19 protein-coding genes are annotated in these 19,536 nt (G+C 40.9%); 17 read left to right on the top strand and 2 right to left on the bottom strand.

What is annotated here, in order from left to right; translation table 11 throughout:
• Positions 1-7 precede the first annotated feature (7 nt).
• The 9 genes from AC5RDS_RS12105 to AC5RDS_RS12065 all read left to right on the top strand — a co-directional run bounded on the left by AC5RDS_RS12105 (position 8) and on the right by AC5RDS_RS12065 (position 9,640).
• The gene (locus tag AC5RDS_RS12105; protein WP_172721166.1) at positions 8-1,645 is read left to right on the top strand and encodes a DUF3078 domain-containing protein; all 1,638 of its coding nucleotides are present in this window, start codon (positions 8-10) and stop codon (positions 1,643-1,645) included.
• A 33-nt stretch (positions 1,646-1,678) separates the two neighbouring features.
• Entirely contained in the window at positions 1,679-2,725 is a 1,047-nt protein-coding gene (locus AC5RDS_RS12100) for a nucleoid-associated protein (protein ID WP_013611033.1), read from the top strand.
• Between the two features lie 20 nt (positions 2,726-2,745).
• On the top strand, positions 2,746-3,768 hold the full coding sequence (gene mltG / locus AC5RDS_RS12095) for an endolytic transglycosylase MltG (protein ID WP_013611034.1): 1,023 nt from the start codon (positions 2,746-2,748) through the stop codon (positions 3,766-3,768).
• A 199-nt stretch (positions 3,769-3,967) separates the two neighbouring features.
• Positions 3,968-4,318, top strand: coding sequence for a 30S ribosomal protein S6 (gene rpsF, locus AC5RDS_RS12090; RefSeq protein WP_013611035.1), 351 nt, complete (start codon positions 3,968-3,970; stop codon positions 4,316-4,318).
• A 3-nt stretch (positions 4,319-4,321) separates the two neighbouring features.
• Positions 4,322-4,591, top strand: a complete 270-nt coding sequence (gene rpsR / locus AC5RDS_RS12085) for a 30S ribosomal protein S18 (protein WP_013611036.1) — start codon at positions 4,322-4,324, stop codon at positions 4,589-4,591.
• 18 nt (positions 4,592-4,609) lie between these two features.
• On the top strand, positions 4,610-5,050 hold the full coding sequence (gene rplI, locus AC5RDS_RS12080; RefSeq protein WP_013611037.1) for a 50S ribosomal protein L9: 441 nt from the start codon (positions 4,610-4,612) through the stop codon (positions 5,048-5,050).
• 132 nt (positions 5,051-5,182) lie between these two features.
• A complete protein-coding gene (uvrA, locus tag AC5RDS_RS12075) occupies positions 5,183-7,948 on the top strand; it encodes an excinuclease ABC subunit UvrA (protein ID WP_306444913.1) in 2,766 nt (921 codons plus the stop codon).
• A 37-nt stretch (positions 7,949-7,985) separates the two neighbouring features.
• A complete protein-coding gene (locus AC5RDS_RS12070) occupies positions 7,986-8,747 on the top strand; it encodes a dihydroorotate dehydrogenase electron transfer subunit (RefSeq protein ID WP_013611039.1) in 762 nt (253 codons plus the stop codon).
• Positions 8,735-9,640, top strand: coding sequence for a dihydroorotate dehydrogenase (locus AC5RDS_RS12065; RefSeq protein ID WP_013611040.1), 906 nt, complete (start codon positions 8,735-8,737; stop codon positions 9,638-9,640). The genes AC5RDS_RS12070 and AC5RDS_RS12065 overlap by 13 nt, the downstream gene beginning before the upstream one ends.
• Positions 9,641-9,689: 49 nt before the next feature.
• On the opposite strand, the gene AC5RDS_RS12060 is transcribed toward AC5RDS_RS12065, so the two are convergent.
• Positions 9,690-10,121, bottom strand: a complete 432-nt coding sequence (locus tag AC5RDS_RS12060) for a helix-turn-helix domain-containing protein (protein ID WP_041556351.1) — start codon at positions 10,119-10,121, stop codon at positions 9,690-9,692.
• Between the two features lie 651 nt (positions 10,122-10,772).
• On the opposite strand from AC5RDS_RS12060, the gene AC5RDS_RS12055 reads away from it, so the two are divergent.
• From AC5RDS_RS12055 to AC5RDS_RS12045, 3 genes are all read left to right on the top strand, one after another.
• Positions 10,773-12,551 (top strand): aminopeptidase P family protein, encoded by a 1,779-nt coding sequence (locus AC5RDS_RS12055; protein WP_022160900.1) that lies wholly within the window; start codon positions 10,773-10,775, stop codon positions 12,549-12,551.
• 139 nt (positions 12,552-12,690) lie between these two features.
• Positions 12,691-13,227: an RNA polymerase sigma factor gene (locus tag AC5RDS_RS12050; RefSeq protein WP_022160901.1), complete on the top strand. Its 537-nt coding sequence runs from the start codon at positions 12,691-12,693 to the stop codon at positions 13,225-13,227.
• Entirely contained in the window at positions 13,217-14,518 is a 1,302-nt protein-coding gene (locus AC5RDS_RS12045; protein ID WP_172720443.1) for an outer membrane beta-barrel protein, read from the top strand. Before AC5RDS_RS12050 ends, AC5RDS_RS12045 begins: the two co-directional genes overlap by 11 nt.
• Here AC5RDS_RS12045 and AC5RDS_RS12040 read toward each other — a convergent pair.
• Positions 14,515-14,886 carry a hypothetical protein gene (locus AC5RDS_RS12040; protein ID WP_013611045.1) on the bottom strand — a complete coding sequence of 124 codons (372 nt, stop codon included), beginning with the start codon at positions 14,884-14,886 and terminating at the stop codon, positions 14,515-14,517. The genes AC5RDS_RS12045 and AC5RDS_RS12040 overlap by 4 nt on opposite strands.
• A 33-nt stretch (positions 14,887-14,919) precedes the next feature.
• Between AC5RDS_RS12040 and AC5RDS_RS12035 the strand changes: the two genes are divergently transcribed.
• The 5 genes from AC5RDS_RS12035 (at position 14,920) to AC5RDS_RS12015 (ending at position 19,508) form a co-directional block, all read left to right on the top strand.
• Positions 14,920-15,399, top strand: a complete 480-nt coding sequence (locus tag AC5RDS_RS12035; protein WP_013611046.1) for a Rieske (2Fe-2S) protein — start codon at positions 14,920-14,922, stop codon at positions 15,397-15,399.
• A 155-nt stretch (positions 15,400-15,554) separates the two neighbouring features.
• Positions 15,555-17,090: a bifunctional phosphoribosylaminoimidazolecarboxamide formyltransferase/IMP cyclohydrolase gene (purH, locus tag AC5RDS_RS12030; protein WP_022160904.1), complete on the top strand. Its 1,536-nt coding sequence runs from the start codon at positions 15,555-15,557 to the stop codon at positions 17,088-17,090.
• Positions 17,091-17,137: 47 nt separating this feature from the next.
• Entirely contained in the window at positions 17,138-18,160 is a 1,023-nt protein-coding gene (locus AC5RDS_RS12025) for a rod shape-determining protein (protein WP_013611048.1), read from the top strand.
• A 12-nt stretch (positions 18,161-18,172) separates the two neighbouring features.
• On the top strand, positions 18,173-19,006 hold the full coding sequence (mreC, locus tag AC5RDS_RS12020) for a rod shape-determining protein MreC (RefSeq protein ID WP_494222355.1): 834 nt from the start codon (positions 18,173-18,175) through the stop codon (positions 19,004-19,006).
• Positions 18,999-19,508: a hypothetical protein gene (locus AC5RDS_RS12015; RefSeq protein WP_013611050.1), complete on the top strand. Its 510-nt coding sequence runs from the start codon at positions 18,999-19,001 to the stop codon at positions 19,506-19,508. Before mreC ends, AC5RDS_RS12015 begins: the two co-directional genes overlap by 8 nt.
• The last annotated feature ends 28 nt before the right edge of the window (positions 19,509-19,536 follow it).

Raw genomic sequence — 19,536 nt, 5'->3', positions numbered from 1 at the left:
GTGTGTTATGAGAAATATATTTCTTTTGTTTCTGTTTATATGTATAACCGGAAGTGGTTGGGCCCAGTTGTTATATCCGGAAGTCATGGAGCCCCGGACACCACTGAACGGCCCTGTGGTAAATAAACTGACGGGGCTCTCCTTCCCTCCTTTTCTCTACAAAGTAAGACAGGAAAACCGGACTATTGAAAACCCGGGAGTCCGGTATGCCATACAAAATCTGAAGAAGGAACGTTATCCGGAACCACAGGTCAATGAAGCCATCAATACCCTGATTCGCTATGCTGAAGATGAAAGATTAAAGCATGTGGTGGAGTATCTGAAAAGATATGCCCAAACGATGGGAAAAAAGGAACAAGCCCTGGAAACACTCGAACAAAAGATCACCTATGATAGTATCGAATTTTATAAAAATACTGAGTATTTACTGACCGGAGATTTTGAAGAATATATCAATACCGATTTACAGACCTTTGTCAACTATATTCATCAGGATTCCAATTATATATGGCTTAGGGATGCCAGCCGGGATTCTGTCCTGCTGGAAATCATGAGTGTGGCCGATAACTCTGTTCGCTTTTGGGTCAATAACGGGCGGATGCAATATCATCGTTTTTGGGCTTCCAATAAAATATGCGACACGATCGGCACCTGGATTCAGGTGATGCCACAAGGTAACCGGCTGAAAATCTATGTTGACGAAGATGTATACCAGAGTCCCGCCATAGAGAAAAAACATGCTGAAACCAATGAAGCCGGCATTTCCAATCGCTTCGACGATGAATATTTCAAGCTCAATCCGATGCAGGTCGGGCAGTTACATCGGAGATACTGGACTTATTATTCCGAAGTCGAGTTGGCCATGAGTCAGGGTAAACTGGCCAACTGGACCAGTGGGGGGGAAAATTCCTTATCCCTGTTGAGTAATATCCGTTATTTCTGGAATTACAACCGGAATAATACCAGCTGGGAAAACTGGGTACACTATCGCTTCGGTTTCATGAAAAATGGGGATGAAGATATCCGGAAGAATGAAGATCGCTTTGAGTTGAACTCGAAATTGGGACAAAGGGCCTTTAAACATTGGTATTATACCGCCCAGTTCAATGTCATTACCCAGCTTTTCAACTCCTACGAGTATCCGCAGGATCAGGACAAGAAACTGGTTGCCAATTTTATGAGCCCGGGAGATTTCACCCTGTCATTGGGTCTTGATTTTAAGCCTAACGATCGTTTTTCGTTGTTTATCTCCCCTATTGCCGGTAAATGGAATTTTGTCCGGGATACGGCGAAAATCGACGTCGGACGTTATGGAGTGGAACAAGGTAAACGGGCCAGAAGGGAGGCCGGTGCAAGAATAGACCTGAGGAGCACGCAAAACAATATCTTTAAAATCATGAACATCAGGAACGAATTGACCTGGTTTATGAGTTATGAAAAAAAAGACCATTATCTGAATTTTGAATCCGATAACGAAGAAAAAAAGAAAATTCCTTTTACAGTAAACTGGAAACTCAATATAGACTTTAATATCAACTATTTCATGAGGGCTTCGATTTATACGGAAACTATTTATAATGAGAACAATTCCAAAAAGTTACAATTCAAGGAAAATTTGAATCTGGGTGTAAATTTCAGATTCTGACATAGGAATATTTACCTTAACTATTTTATCGTCATGATCAATTTTGAAAATAGCGACATCAGTAATATTGTGATTCATCATGTCGGCAATAAATTCGAAGGCGGTGGGCTCACTTTGTCCGACGGTTGTTTCCTACCCGAAGATCCCGATGTGGTAAATTTATTGAAAAGTTATTTCTTGTCCGCCTTCAAGAAGGATGCTTATTACAACTTTTTGCCCTATGAAGAAGAGTTGATGAATAACCCGGTCTATGCGTCGGTTTCCCAGATCTTCGACAATGAGTCTGAATTTTATCAGCAATCTGTCCAAATAGCCGAACATCTGTTCGAACAATCCAACAACCCGAATATCAAACCCGGAGAATTGTATATCGTTCATTTTCGAAATTGTAATGTTGAAGAAGGTGTCTGTGATGCTGTCGGCATTTTCAAATCAGAAACCAAAGACACTTTTCTGAAAATAGTGATGAATCAGAATACTTATCAACTGGTGGGAGAATCGGGGATCAATATCAAAAAACTGGACAAGGCTTGCATCGTCTTCAATGTCAACCGGGACAATGGATACAAAGTTTGTATCCTGGATAAAACGAATACCAAAGAGGCGATCTACTGGACAACCGATTTCCTAGGACTGGAACCGGCTGAGGCCAGTTATTTCCAGACCTCTAATTATCTGAACCTGTGTAAGGATTTTGTAAAAGATATTTACAATCAGGAGAATGATGTACCACGGGCAGACCAAATAGACATGCTCAACCGATCGATTAATTTCTTTAAGGATGCGGACGTCTTTTCGGAAGAACGTTTCAAACAAGAAGTCGTACAAGAACCCGAAGTAATCAATGCTTTCGAGAACTTCAAATGCCAGTACGAAACGGATAATAATGTCGAACTCACCGACCAGTTCGCCATATCGGATTTTGCTGTGAAGGATGAGAAAAAATATTTTAAACATGTCCTTAAATTAGACAAGAATTTTCACGTCTATATTCACGGAGAAAAAAAATATATCCGCAAAGGTTACGATCCTGACCGAGATATGAATTATTACGTACTCTATTTTCGGAATGAAGAGTAAAAAATGAAAAATGTCAACGGATGAAAAAGACAGGAATAATCGTCGGCTTGATTGTTTTACTCGGCTTGGGAGGTATTGCAGGAGGTTATTATTACTTTGTGCAGCGTCCTAACATCACTGTCGGCGATGATGGGATTATTTTCATTCAGCCGGGAGATTCCTTTGAAACGGTCATGACAACACTGATCAGTAGCGGATATGTAAAAAACGAATACACCCTTCGCAAGCTTGCAGAACTGAAAAAATATCCTTCTGCAGTAAAAACCGGCCGGTATCGCCTGGTCGACAAGATGAACAATAATCAATTGATCAATATGTTACGTGCCGGTCGTCAGGAACCGGTTCACCTGACTTTTAACAATATCCGTACTTTAGAGGACTTTGCTGCGATTTTATCCCGTCAGTTGGGTATCGATTCGACCGAATTTCTGCAATTGGCCCGTAACGCCGAATATGTAAAGAAATTAAGTTTTACGCCGGAAAATTTCATCGGTATGTTTATCCCTAACACCTACCAGGTGTATTGGCATACGCCGGTTGAAGATTTTATTCAGCGGATGTATAAAGAATACCGGAAATTCTGGACAGAAGAGCGGCTAGTGAAAGCCCGGAAAGCCGACCTCTCTCCTATGGATATTCTGATATTGGCCTCGATTGTAGAAGAAGAGACCAATATTGCCGACGAATACCCTGTCATCGCAGGGGTTTACATCAATCGCTTGAATAAAGGCTGGAAGTTAGAAGCTTGTCCGACCCTGAAATTTGCCTGGGGAGATTTCTCCATCAGACGGGTGCTGGATAAACATATGGAAATAGACTCTCCTTACAATACCTATAAAAATACAGGCCTTCCTCCCGGACCGGTACGTATGCCCTCTATCCGGGTAATCGATGCGGTATTGAATTATCAGCACCACGATTATATGTTTTTCTGTGCCAAAAGTGATTTTTCCGGTAGTCACTATTTTTCCCGTACCCTGCGGGAACACAACCGGCATGCCAACGAATATCACCGTGCCCTGAATATAAAAAGAATTTATTAAAAGAGGCAGTTATATACATATTTACCATCGGTCGCCTCAGTGATCCTAAAAAAAGTACCCGCAGGGAACATCGATTTTATAAACTTTACGGACTTTATAAACTTTATAACTCAAAAGCCCCCTGTTTGTTTGGCAGTTTCAGTTGAAAATACTACCTTTGCGGCCGATAAATTATTTTTATACTAATAATCAAATCATTATGTTGAATCATTACGAGACCGTTTTCATTACAACTCCCGTTTTATCTGAACAACAGATAAAGGAAGCGGTAGAAAAATTCAAGAATACCATCACCGATAATGGTGGTACGATTGAACATGAGGAAGCTTGGGGACTTCGCAAGCTGGCTTATCCGATCCAGAAAAAGACGACCGGATTCTATCATTTGTTGCAGTTTGAAGCAGAAGGTGCACTGGTTGACAAACTGGAAACCGCTTACAGACGTGACGAGAGAGTTATTCGTTTTTTAACGTTTAGATTAGACAAGTATGCTTATGAGTATACTTTAAAAAGAAGAAGTAAATACGCAGCTAAACAAGAGGAGAAATAAGCTATGGCACAGAACGAAAGTGAAATCAGATATCTGACCCCCCCAACGGTGGATGTTAAAAAGAAAAAATACTGCCGTTTCAGAAAAGCAAGAATCAAATTCATCGATTACAAAGATCCTGAATTTTTAAAGAAATTTTTGAACGAACAAGGTAAAATCCTTCCCAGAAGAATTACCGGTACTTCTGTGAAATTCCAGAGAAAAGTTGCAACTGCTGTAAAAAGAGCAAGACACCTTGCTTTGTTGCCCTACGTAACCGATTTGATGAAATAATTAAAAGGAGGACACGAAATGCAGATTATATTATTGACAGATATCGCAAATCTGGGACATAAAGACGATGTGATCAACGTAAAACCCGGATATGGCCGTAACTACCTGATTCCTCAGGGATATGCCATTTTAGCTACCGAAGCTGCAAAGAAAATCGTTGCAGAAAATACCAAACAACGGGCACATAAGGAAGCTAAATTGAAAGCAGAAGCTGAAGAATTGGCTGCAAAACTGGCTGAATTGAAACTGACTGTAGGTGCTAAAACCAGCAGTACCGGTAAGATTTTCGGTTCCGTAAACAATATCATGATTTCAGAAGCTTTATTGGCTCAGGGATTCGATATCGACCGGAAGAAAATCATGCTGAAAGAAATTAAAGAAGTAGGAACTTATACCGCTGTCATCAAACTTCATCGTGAAGTGAAAGTCGATGTTCAGTTCGAAGTAGTTTCTGAATAATTAACCAAAGTCATAAACGGACTATAAACGTATTTCCAAACATATTCCAAACGCTTAAAAGCACCCTTCGCCGGGTGCTTTTATTTTTCGCAACATTTTCATTATCTTTGTATGCTAAATGTGAAAGATAATATGAATAAACCATATATTGATTTGAAGGGTGTACGGGTGCACAATCTGAAAAATATCGATCTGAAAATCGAACTCAATAAACTGATTGTCATCACGGGAGTATCAGGTAGCGGCAAATCTTCTTTGGCTTTCGACACGCTATATGCCGAAGGTCAGCGCCGGTATGTCGAGAGTCTGTCGTCGTATGCCCGGCAGTTTCTGGGACGTCTGAATAAACCGGAATGTGATTATATCAAAGGAATTCCCCCTGCCGTTGCAATCGAACAGAAGGTAAATACTTCTAATCCACGCTCGACGGTAGGTACTTCTACAGAAATATACGATTATATCAAATTATTATATGCCCGGGCAGGACAAACCATATCCCCGATATCGGGACGGGAAGTAAAAAGAGATCATACTGACGACATTACCCGGTATATTCTGGAAGACCACCTCGGCAAAACTGTTATTATCCTGGCACGTCCTGAACATTTGCAGGATGTGGAAACTTTAAAATTGTTGTTGAGCCAGGGATTTACCCGTATAAAATCAGGAAAAGCATATCACCGGATCGACGATATCCTCGCTGAAAATAAAGTTCTTTCGAGCCCATCCGATCTATATCTCGTCATCGACCGGATCAACATCACCCAGGAAAAAGATACCGCTTCCCGGGTTTCCGAATCGGTAGAAACGGCCCTGTATGAAGGAAAAGGAGAATGTTTTATAGAGATCGACGGGGAAATTCGCTCCTTTTCCAATCGTTTCGAAGCAGACGGTATGAGCTTTGTCGTGCCTACAGTCAATACCTTTAGTTTCAACTCTCCCTTGGGAGCCTGTCCGAAATGTGAAGGATATGGGAAAATTCTGGGTATAGACGAAGACTTGGTCGTTCCGAATAAATCGCTCAGTATCTACGAAGAAGCTGTGCTGTGTTGGAGAGGGGAAAAAATGAGCGAATGGAAAAACGAATTGGTGAAACATGCACACAAAGTTAATTTCCCGATTCATACTCCCTATTATGAATTGACAGAAGCGGAAAAGAATATCCTATGGAACGGATGTCCGTACTTTGGAGGAATTTACGATTTCTTCAATTATTTGGAATCCAAAAAATACAAAATTCAAAACCGGGTGATGATTGCCAGGTATACAGGAAAGACCAAGTGCCCAGAATGCCATGGTACTCGCTTAAAACCCGAAGCTTCATACGTGAAGATCGGCGGTAAATCGGTGCCCGAACTGGTTGAAATGCCGGTATCCGATCTGAAAGTATTCTTCGATACCCTTTCTTTGACTCCGGCTCAAAACAAAGTGGCAGAAAGGATCCTTCCCGATATTAAGAACCGACTTGAATTTTTACTTGAAGTAGGTTTGGGTTATCTCACTCTGAACCGGCTTTCTTCTTCACTTTCAGGTGGAGAATCCCAGCGGATCAATTTAGCTACTTCCCTGGGTTCGGCTTTGGTCGGTTCGCTCTATATCCTGGATGAACCTAGTATCGGATTACATTCCCGGGATACCGAACAATTGATCAAAGTATTGAAAAAACTAAGGGATTTGGGAAATACCGTCATCGTCGTCGAGCATGACGAAGACATCATTAAAGCAGCCGATCAGGTGATCGACATCGGCCCTCAGGCTGGACGCCTGGGGGGTGAAGTTGTATTTCAGGGCGATATGAAAGCACTGAAAACTGCCGGTACGTTAACCGCCGATTATATTTTCGGGAAGCGTAAAATCGAAGTTCCTGCCCGGAGACGTCCCTGGAAACAAAAAATAACAATCAGCGGAGCAACCGAGAATAACCTGAAAAATATCACTGTCGATATTCCTTTGAAAATCATGACTGCGATTACCGGAGTCAGCGGTTCAGGTAAAAGTACTTTGATAAAAACGATTCTGGTACCTGCCTTAAAGAAATTATATGGAGATTATTCCGATCGCACAGGTAGTTTCGATAAACTCACCGGAGATTTGAAAGCCATTACCGGAGTCGAATTTATCGACCAAAATCCGATAGGAAAATCTACACGCTCCAATCCGGTTACCTATTTAAAGGCTTGGGACGATATCCGTAAAATTTTCTCAGATACACAAGCTGCTAAGGTACAGGGGTTTAAACCGGCACATTTTTCTTTCAACGTACCCGGTGGGCGTTGTGAAGAATGTCAGGGAGAAGGAATTATTAAAGTGGAAATGCAATTTATGGCGGATGTATTTCTGGAGTGTGAACACTGCAAAGGCAGACGCTTTAAAGACGAGGTACTGGAGATCAGTTATAAGGGTAAAAATATTTATGATATTCTGGAAATGACCGTAAATCAGGCCCTGGAATTTTTTTCTGCGGGGAATGGTCATAGCGAACGTAGTATTGTAGATAAGTTACAAAAATTGGTAGACGTTGGATTAGGTTATGTGAAGCTGGGCCAGTCTTCCAGTACTCTCAGCGGTGGTGAAAGCCAACGGGTCAAACTGGCTTATCATTTAAGCCGGGAAAATGCCGATCCTACCCTTTTTGTTTTCGATGAACCGACGACAGGTCTGCATTTCCACGACATTCATAAATTGATGAGTTCGTTGAATGCTTTGATCGAACGGGGACATTCCGTATTGATCATCGAACACAATATGGATGTTATCAAATGTGCCGACTATGTTATCGACCTCGGACCTGAGGGAGGAAAAGAAGGTGGACGTATCGTTTGTACCGGTACACCGGAACAAGTGGTAAAATGTCCGGAATCCTATACAGGGCACTATCTGAAAGAAAAATTGCAATAAATAATAAATCAGTGATCACCAGATCTCATTAAACAGCATGAAGAAAATACTAGATTTTACTGTTAAAGAAAACCGCCGGCTCAATGCAGACAATTTTTTATTGGTATTGCATTCCATAGAGTTACCGGAGATCCAGGCAGGACAATTCGTCAATGTCAGAGTAGACCATTCCCCTTCTACTTTTTTACGCCGGCCGATATCCGTGCATGATGTGGATAAGAAACAAGGCCTGCTTTATCTTTTAGTAAAAATTGCAGGTAAAGGGACCGAAAAATTGTCCACGCTTAAGCCCGGTGAACAGTTGAATATTATACTTCCATTGGGAAATTGCTTCTCTCAACCCGAACAAGGACGATGTTTACTGGTTGGTGGCGGTGTCGGTATCGCTCCCCTTTTGCATTTATCCAAAGAACTCTCCGATAAAGGGCTACACCCGGTGGTTCTGATCGGAACCCGGACAGTGAAAGATATTATCTTAAAAGAAGAGTATGAAAAGTATGCAACGGTATACTATACAACCGAAGACGGTTCTTATGGAGAAAAGGGATATCCCACTCAGCATACCATTCTAACTGAACAATTCGACCATATCTTTTGTTGTGGCCCCGAACCGATGATGAAAGCAGTTGCCAGGTATGCTTATTCTAAACATATCGATTGTGAAGTTTCTCTGGAGAATACGATGGCTTGTGGAATCGGAGCTTGCCTTTGCTGTGTAAACGACACCAAAGAAGGTCATAAATGTGTATGTACAGACGGTCCGGTATTTAATATAAATGATTTAAAATGGCAGATTTAAATATAAACCTCAATGGCTTAGAGCTAAAAAATCCTGTATTGACAGCATCAGGAACATTTGGTTATGGTTTAGAATTCCAAGATTTCATTCAACTCGATAAGTTGGGTGGATTTATAGTAAAAGGTACTACCCTAAAACACCGCGAAGGGAATTCCTATCCCCGTATGGCTGAAACCCCGTCCGGTATGTTGAATGCAGTCGGCTTGCAAAATAAAGGGGTCGATTATTTCATCGAACGTATTTATCCGGAAATAAAGGATATCGAAACGAATATTCTGGTAAATGTTTCCGGGTCTACCATCACTGATTATGCGGAGACTGCAGAAAAAATCAACGCCTTGGATCACATCCCTGCCATCGAATTGAATATTTCCTGTCCCAATGTAAAGGAAGGTGGAATGGCTTTCGGTACCAGTTGTGCTTCTGCTGCCGAAGTCGTAAAAGCAGTCAGACGGGTATACAAAAAGCATTTGATGGTAAAATTATCCCCCAATGTGACTAATATACAGGAAATAGCTTTGGCTGTAGAAAGTGAAGGAGCCGATTCGGTTTCTCTGATCAATACTCTGCTGGGAATGGCTATCGACGCCAAAAAACGCAAACCCGTTTTAAGTACGATTACCGGGGGATTGAGCGGAGCTTGTGTAAAACCGATCGCTCTACGTATGGTTTGGCAAGTCGCTAAAGCAGTAAAGATTCCGGTTGTCGGCCTTGGAGGAATCATGTGTGCGACCGATGCTATCGAATTTTTATTGGCAGGCGCTTCTGCTGTTCAAATCGGAACCGCTAATTTTATCGATCCGGCGATCACCGTAAAAATAATCGAAGGTATAAACGATTATCTGGATGAAAATGGTTGTAAGTCTGTCAAAGAAATTATCGGACTGATATAAATACTTCAAATCAGAAATGAGGCTGTCTGAATGCTATATGAAGATAACCTCATTTCTCATAATCTTCGAAGCTGCCGTCTTCAAAAAATAAGATAATCCGTTTGACCTTCTTTCCTTTGGCTGTAGGTATCGAAGCGACGGAAACGGCCGGTCGTAAAATCTCTTCTGCTTTTGTATTTTTTTCTTCGATAGGAAAGCGTTTTTCTTCTTCTTCAAATAAATTTTTCTGAACAGGTATTTTTTCAACCTCTTTAGCCGGAGTGGAAATACGGTTATTGTATAGAGAGCCTTTACCGGAAATCAACCAATTTAAGTTTACGTCCGGAAAAGCTTGTGCAATTTTGTCCAATACATCGAATCCGGGTTTACTTCGCCCGTTCAGAATATGTGACATCGCCGAAGCATTGACCTTGATCATTGCAGCAAAACGAGTTGCTGTCAGATTTTTTTCTTCCAAAAGCTGCTTAAATCTCTCTTGCATCTTGTAAAATATTGCATTACAAATGTAATATATATTCTGCAACTATCAAAATTACATTTGTAATATGATATACATTACAAATGTAATAATACAATCAATCCATGATTTATCGGTATGGTTAAATCCTTAAAATCAGTAATTTAGTGAGCAGTTAAAAGGTTATTCGATACTAAGTTTCTGTAAATTAACAATTTGAATATATATTCCTAAGGTTATATTTCTGTTTTTTATATGAAGTGAAATATAAAATGATATAACATAAATAACTGGATATTAAATAAATATATAAATATAAATACCTTCAAATTGCCTTATTTATCGCTTTAACAACTGAAGTTTGCCCCAGGTAATTAAAGTAATTTATTCAAAATAGGATATATAATACTGATAATCATTATTATATATCTTAAAATATAAAAAATGTAAAATATTCCAAATCCCCTGAGTTAAGATTGTAATTCACTTCTGTTGTTTTGGAATTTGATTACATTTGTAATACAAGAACCTTTAATTCCTGTAAAATCCCCATGTATTACAATTGTAATGTATAACATTTCTATTCTTTTATTAGAAAATAGCACTACTCGATGACAACCGCTGCTAGAATTTTAATTTTTCTTATTATATTTGGTGAAATTTAAAATCTGGATTATGACGATCAAGGAAAAACTTTCAGCTTTAAGAGCCATTATGGAACGCGAATCACTGGATGCATATATTATATCCGGAACCGATCCGCACAATAGTGAATATTTACCGGCAGCCTGGAAACAAAGACAATGGATTTCCGGTTTCACAGGATCTTTCGGTACGGTTGTCGTCTTGAAAAATGAAGCCGGACTTTGGACAGATACCCGTTATTTTATACAGGCGGAAAAACAACTGAAGGATTCGGGAATACAGATGCATAAATTGAGAGTGCCGGAAGCGGTCGATTATCCGGAATGGCTGGCAACCAACTTACCGGAAGGAAGTCGGGTCGGTTTGGATAGTTTCTGTATTTCTGTCTGTGACATGAAAAATCTGCAAGAGACCCTAACCCCCAAACAGATTACTGTTGTAGAAAAAACAGATCTATTAGGAGAGATATGGCTGGATCGTCCTTCCTTACCCGATGCCCAACTCTTTTTAGTACCTACCGCTACTGCCGGAAAATCGGCTAATGAAAAGATAACCATGATCCGGGAAAAGTTACAAGCTGCACATGCAGATTATATGCTTTTCAGTTGCCTGGATGAAATCGCCTGGTTATATAATGTAAGATGCAACGATATCATTTACAATCCTGTTGCCATCAGTTATGCAGTTGTCGGTAAAGCCAAAGCCTGGTTGTTTATAAAAAATACCAAAGTCTCTCGCGAAATCGCAAGTCAATTAAGTCAGGAAGGTATAGAAATCCGGGATTATCATCATTTGTTTTTATTCCTGGAAGAACTAGACAAAAATTCGGTGTTTACCGTGGATTCGGCCACCTTAAATTATGCTGTCTATCATAAACTCTTTACAGAATTTCAGGTAAAAGAACAAGAGTCACCTATTGTTTTGGCAAAAGCCATCAAAAATCCGATAGAAGTTGAAGGGTTCAGAAAAGCTTGTATAAAAGACAGTGTAGCCCTGACGAAATTCTTTTATTGGGTGGAACGTAATATCGGCAACCATTTGACGGAAATCTCTGTTTCCGAACAACTTTCGGCTTTCAGAGCCCAAAATGACGGATATGCAGAAGATAGTTTTGCCAACATTTCAGCTTATGGTGCCAATGCAGCACTGCCTCACTATTCGGCTATTCCGGGAGAAGATGCAGAACTGCAGCCACGTGGATTTTATCTGATCGATTCCGGGGGCCAATATACACATGGTACGACCGATATTACACGGACAGTTCCACTTGGAGAACTAACTCGCTTGGAAAAAGAAGATTACACCACCGTATTAAAAGGAATGATTGCACTGAGCAGATGCATTTTTCCGAAAGGTACCAAAGGTTGTAATATAGACGCTATCGCTCGTCAGCCTCTTTGGCAAACTTGCCGGAACTATGGACATGGTACGGGGCATGGGATCGGCTTTTTCTTAAATGTACATGAAGGTCCTCAGGCTATCCGCCAGGAATTGAAAAACCAGGATGTGGTTCCCGGTATGGTAACCTCCGACGAACCTGGTCTGTATCGGGAAGGTTCGCACGGTATTCGGCATGAAAATATGATTTTATGTATCCCGGTCAGTAAAAATGAATTCGGGGAATGGTATGGATTTGAGACATTAACACTCTGCTACTTCGATACTTCAGCTCTATTACTTGATTTGTTAAGTGAAGATGAAAAAAAATGGCTGAACGACTATCACAAAACAGTCTATGAAAAAACTGCACCTTATCTGACTCCCGAGGAAGCTCAATGGCTGGCTGAAAAGACCAAACCGGTACTATGATCCGGCTTCTATTCTACTCATATTTACCAATGTTCATAATGGAATTGTGAACATTGGTAAATCATTTCATTTTTTCTGATTTTCTTTTTATCAGGGACGCAACCTTTTTAAATTTCTTACATCTCTATAACAGATATTGATGTGTAATTTGGACCGAATAATAGATAAATGCAAACAGGGTGACAGACAGGCAGCAGAGAAAATCTATCAGATATTTTCTGCAAAAATGTTTGCATTATGTCTCCGTTTTTCCAAAGACCGGGCAGATGCCGAAGATACGTTGCAGGATGGATTTATCAAAATTTTCACTTCTATCGGGCAATATACCGGAAAAGGTTCATTTGAGGGATGGATGAAACGGATCATGATCAATACGGCAATGGAGAAATTCAGGAAAAATTCCCCATTGCAAATTGTAGAGGAGTTACCTGAAATCGAAGATAACGAGGACATAGACGAAGAGGTCAGCATTCCGGAAGAAGTGTTGGCTGATTTTGTAAATCAACTTCCGGAACGGTACAAAATGGTTTTCAACCTCTATGTGATCGAAGAAATGTCCCATAAGGATATCGCAGCCTTACTCGGTATTAACGAGGGTACGTCGAAATCCAATCTGGCCAGAGCCAGGGAAATATTAAAAAGAAAAGTGAAGGAATATTTAGACCATGAACAATAATTTAGATCATCTTTTTAAAAAGGCCCTTCAGGATAAAAGTTATGAGCCTCCTCCCTATATCTGGGGAAATATAGAACGACAGCTGAACAAAAACAAACACAAAGTGGCGTTGTGGTGGTGGCGCACTGCAGCTGCAGCAGCAGTGGTCGCCGCTTTTATCGGAATTTGGTTGTTCTATTCCGTCGAATCACCCGAAATAGAAGTTGCCGGTATTACCGGTACAGAAATATTAAAAACAAAAGATTCCACGAATTTGCCGGATACCTTCTCCGATTCTATACAAGAAGAAAAGACCGTTCAATATGTAACGAAGGAGACGGTGACGGAAGTACCGGTTTTGATAGCACAAAACAAGAGGACTGAATTAGAACCGATTCAAATGCATCGAGCCGGTGAAGCCGGATTTATCGAGCAGACAGCACCGGACTATGCAATTTCTACCCGGAAGCTTCAACGCAATTTTATTCCTTTAACCAGTAAAGAAGCCTATCAAAATCAAAAAGAATATCAGAAATTACTGAATACGCCCACTTCCTTGACAACGGATGAAAAAAGAAAAATCAAAGTGATGGTCAGCGGCCACTTTGTTCCGGCCTATTCATCCGGTAGTTATTCCTCTTCGTTAAAAAATTCCAGGGGAGTGAGTTATTCCAGTAACCAGATGGACGGCTTGATGAATGTCGGAGGTGGATTAAAATTATCTGTCTCTGCCAATAAAAGATTTTCCGTACAAACAGGATTATTCTATTCCCGTATGGGACAGAAAACTTCCGGAGCAGGCTCGGGAGTCCGGGCGATGATGCTCCCTTCGCTCCAACATAGTGACCGGATGATCGCCACTCCGTTGGGAAATATTAAAACCCGTACCCAAGGTGTCGCCTACCGTAGTCCGGAAGCTATTTTGCTCAGTAGTTTGAACAGTAGCAGCAGTGAAACCATCGAACAAACTTTCGGTACGCTCGAAATTCCTCTTCATGTGCGGTATTTACTGAATAATAATAAAGTATTGTTTGCCGTATCGGGAGGAGTAAGCGGCAATTTTATCGTAAATAACAAGGTATTCTTAAGGAATGGAAGAGACAAAGAATATATCGGAAGTACAGAAGATATCCGTAATTTCAATATAAGTACGGATATCGGATTGGGGATGGAATATCCGGTCACGTCTAACATCAGAATTATGATCGAGCCGGGCTTCAAATATTTTCTGCAATCTTTAAGTCGGAATGACGACATCGATTTCAAACCTTATTTATTCACCTTCTCTACAGGTATCGGTATCCGGTTTTAATATTGAGGCCGTTTTAAAATTTCACTGCTGATAATAGCCTGCCGGATGTCGAACTGTACGTGTTCTTCCTCTTCATTTTCTTCGGCCGGTAATTCATCCCTGTCGTCAATCATGACTTTCGGATCTCTGTAATAATCAGCAACGATTTCCTGTATAACCGGTCCATCTGAAACATCTTTATTTTCAGTTATTGTATACTCTTCTACATTGGGCAGAATCTCTTCTTCTTCCCCGATCTGACCGGGTTGTTCAAAAACAGGCGGGACTTGGGTTTTCTTTGCATTATTACTTTTTATCCAACCGATAAGTCCAGCCCCTATGACCAATATCAGGGAAATCCAATCGAATTCTGCTGTAGAGATATTCATATTTATTATATTTGTGTCGCAAATTTCTTATTCATGAAATCAAAAATAGTATTTTTTTTATTAGTTTCCATCACTTTGGGAATAAATATCGGTTGCGGGGATAAATTCAACGAAAAACTCAGGGATAAACACCTCATTCCTTATGTCCCGGTATATACACAGATTAATTTAGGAATAGGAGGCGAAAGTAATCTTCAGGTTCCCGGCCAGCCTATTTACCTGACCAGTTCCCAGCCGGACGCCAAATCATTGGGATATAATGGCCAAGGAATCGTCGTCATCCGTTTGAACGATACCGAATATGCTTGCTGGGATGCCACCTGTACCAACTGCCAGGAACTGACTTCCCATTTTACGAAAGAAGATTTGGACGGAGAACTGGCTGTTTGTCCGGTTTGTCACACTCAATTTTCACTTCGTTACGGAACCCCTTTCAATCTGACTTATGAAATTTACCCCTTGAAAGGATATCCCATTTCAAAAGTAGGTAATAAACTCATTGTCAATTATTAAAACACAGCGAATAGGTGTATCCATAAAAAAAATGCACTATCTGCGATTTTATATAAAAATAATCTTCTTTTTTTTTACCTTTGCAACGAAATACGATTTGTATAAAATGAATAAAATCCGATAGCTCGGATGATAACTAAAAAAATATAATCCGGATGAAGAGAGCATTAATTAGTGTATTTGATAAGACAGGTATTGTTGAGTTCGCTAAATCACTGGATTCTATGGGCTGGGAGATCATTTCAACCGGCGGGACCTCTAAAAAACTGAAAGAAGAAGGCATTAAAGTTCAGGATATTTCAGATCTGACTAAGTTCCCCGAATGTTTTGACGGCAGAGTGAAGACCCTGCATCCCAATGTAGAAGGTGGTATTCTGGCGATCCGTGACAACGAAAAGCATCGGAAACAGATGGCAGAACTGGGAGTAGAACCGATCGATATTGTGGTTTGTAACCTTTACCCTTTTAAACAAACCATTCTGAAAGAAGGGGTATCCCATGCAGAAATCATTGAAAATATAGATATCGGCGGGCCCACTATGATCCGGGCCGCTGCTAAAAACTACAAATTCGTTACGGTCATCACCGATCCCGAAGACTATCGACTGGTAATCGATGAGTTGAAAAACAACGGAGATACGACAGCCGAAACCAAAGAAATGCTGGCAGCGAAAGTATTTATCCACACCGCCCACTACGATGCTCTGATTGCAGGATATTTTTCCGAACGTCTGAATATCAAATACCCGAAAACACTGACTCTCACCTACGAGAAAAAGCAAGATCTTCGGTACGGCGAAAATCCCCATCAAAGTGCTGCTTTTTATGCTTCTGTACTAGGGACGCAAGGCACACTTACCGGAGCTGTCCAATTGCATGGTAAAGAGCTTTCTTACAACAATATCGGAGATACCGACGGAGCACTCGAAACCTTAAAAGAATTCGACGAACCGACTATAGTTGCAGCCAAACACGCTAATCCATGTGGGGTCGGGAGTGCAGAAACATTGGCAGAAGCCTACCGGAGAGCCTATGAAGCCGATCCGGTTTCTATCTTCGGTGGAATCGTGGCGGCAAACCGGGAAATAGATGCAGCCACGGCAACCGAAATGGCCAAGATTTTCCTGGAAGTGATCGTAGCTCCTTCTTTCTCTAAAGAGGCATTGGAAATATTGACTAAAAAGAAAAATTTACGTTTATTACAACTCGACCATATCGATCAGAAAAACCGGAAAGCCAGCAAAGCGAAAACAGTGCTTGGCGGCTTATTGATTCAGGATTCGGATACCCAGCTACTTCATGAATCGGAATTGAAAGTCGTCACAAAACGGCAACCGACCGAAGCTGAAATGAGAGATCTGCTCTTCGCCTGGAAAGTAGTGAAACATACCAAATCGAACGGTATCGCTATCGCTAAAGATTTGTGTACAACGGGTGTCGGCCCGGGACAGGTCAGCCGGATTTGGGCCTTAGAAAACGCTATCCGTCAGGGAAGCGATCGTATTGCGGGAAGTGTGATGGCATCGGATGCCTTTTTCCCTTTCTCCGATTGTGTAGAAGCTGCTCACCAAGCAGGTATTACAGCTATCATACAGCCTGGAGGATCGGTCAGAGACCAGGAGTCTATCGATGCTGCGAACAAATACGGTATCGCTATGATTTTCACCGGCATGAGACATTTTAAACATTAAACAATCCATTGAGGTTGACGCTCATAAATTATTAACGTTCATTTAAAATGGGATTATTTTCATTTCTAACACAAGATATAGCTGTCGATTTAGGAACAGCGAATACGATTATCATCTGTAACGATAAAATGGTGGTAAACGAACCCTCCATTGTCGCTATCGACCGGAAGACCGAAAAGGTTATCGCTATCGGAGAAAAAGCCCGGCAGATGCAGGGAAAGACACATGATAACATCAAAACCATCCGGCCTTTACGGGATGGGGTTATTGCCGACTTTAACGCTGCCGAACAAATGTTGCGCGGTATGATTAAAATGGCAAGTGTAAATAGTAAGTTCTTCTCTCCCTCTTTGCGGATCGTCGTTTGTATCCCGTCGGGAAGTACGGAAGTTGAAGTCCGGGCTGTCCGTGACTCTTCAGAACATGCAGGAGGAAGAGATGTATATATGATTTATGAGCCGATGGCGGCTGCTTTGGGGATCGGCTTGGATGTAGAAGCTCCCGAAGGAAATATGATCGTAGATATAGGTGGTGGTACAACCGAAATTGCCGTTATTTCTTTAGGTGGTATAGTTAGCAACAAATCTATCCGGATTGCCGGTGACGATTTGACCGACGACATTCAGGAGTATATGCGTCATCAGCACAATATTCGGATCGGGGAAAGAACTGCCGAGCAAATCAAAATACATGTAGGTTCTGCGCTGTCCGAACTGGATGAACCGCCTGCCGATTTTATCGTACAGGGACCGAATCAGATGACTTCGTTACCTGTCGAAGTACCGGTATCCTATCAGGAGATCGCTCACTGTCTGGAGAAATCTATATCAAAAATTGAAATCGCTATTCTAGGAGCTTTGGAACAAACTCCCCCCGAACTATATGCAGATATCGTCAATAAAGGAATTTATTTGGCAGGAGGTGGTGCTTTATTGAGAGGTTTGGACAAACGTCTGACCGATAAGCTCAATATCCCTTTCCATATTGCAGAAGATCCGTTGAGAGCTGTTGCCCGGGGAACAGGTATTGCTTTAAAGAATGTCGATAAGTTCTCTTTCCTGATCAGGTAAACCCATTAGGCTGTGAAAGAAATTATAAAACTGATATTAAAATATCATTTTACTATAATTTTTATTTTGTTGGAAGTCCTCTCCTTTTCTCTGATAGTTTTACACAATAACTATCAGAGAACTGTGTTTTCAGGCTATACAGCATCATTTTTCGGAACCATATCTTCCGTGGTTACCCGGGTAGACGATTATTTCTATCTGAAAGTAACCAACGAAAAATTAGTTGCAGAGAATACCGAATTGAGAAATGAGATTGAAAAACTGAAACTTCTCAATCGGATCAGTAATGCGGATACATTATGGGCCCCTACCGATTCTGCCGATGTCGATTATGTATACAAAACAGCTGAAATGATCAATTCCAGTTTTAACAAGACTAAAAATTATATTGTTATCGACAAAGGCGCAACTGAGGGGAGCAAACCCGAAATGGCCGTTTGTTCGAGTGAAGGAGTGGTCGGTATTATCGAGAAAGTAAGCAATCGTTATGCGCGGGTATTACCCTTGATCAATACCAATCTTCGGATCTCAGCGAAAATCAAAAAAAACGGTTACTACGGTTCACTTCAATGGGACGGAGACGATTATCGGTATTCTTATCTGAACGACATACCCTTTCATGTAGATACAGAAGTGGGCGATACGATTGTGACTTCAGGATTTTCCAGTATTTTCCCGGAAGGTGAGATGATCGGCTTCGTAGAATCGGTAAATAAGGAAACGGCTAATTTTCTGACGATAAAAGTAAAACTTGCAACTGATTTTAAACGCATCTCGGATGTATACATTATCGCTAATACCAGAAAAGAAGAACAACAGGCTTTAGGGAGGGAAAATCATGAGTAATATCAAATTTGTTATACATCTCTTCGTGTTGCTATTACTCCAATTGACCATATTGGATAATATTCAGCTTCACTCCTACGTCTATATCAACATTTATATTCTGGCCATATACATTCTGCCTTACCGTTTACGTAATGCAACGATTTTGTTTTTCGGTTTCTTTTTAGGTTTATTTGTCGATCTGGCCAACCACACCATGGGTATTCATGCTGCGGCAACGACTTTATTGGCCTATATTCGTCCCCGTTTGTTGATGCTGACTTCAAACCGGGAACAGATCGACGATATTCAGGGAAAACAGAAAATCAGTGATTTCGGTTGGTTTTTCAAATATGTCTTTATCAGTACTGCGATTTTCAACACCGTGCTGATCCTTTGTGAAACGTTCAGTGTCCACAATTTCGTGATCACCGGCCTGCGTATTTTATTCAGCACTTTAGCTTCTACTTTTTTCATCTTGCTATATTATTTTATAGCTTTGAAGAAAAAACAGAACCAATAGAATTGAATTCGAGCATATTGAATTTTCA

This window comes from Odoribacter sp. (assembly GCF_985060555.1).
This window is presented reverse-complemented; position numbering and strand designations above follow the sequence as displayed.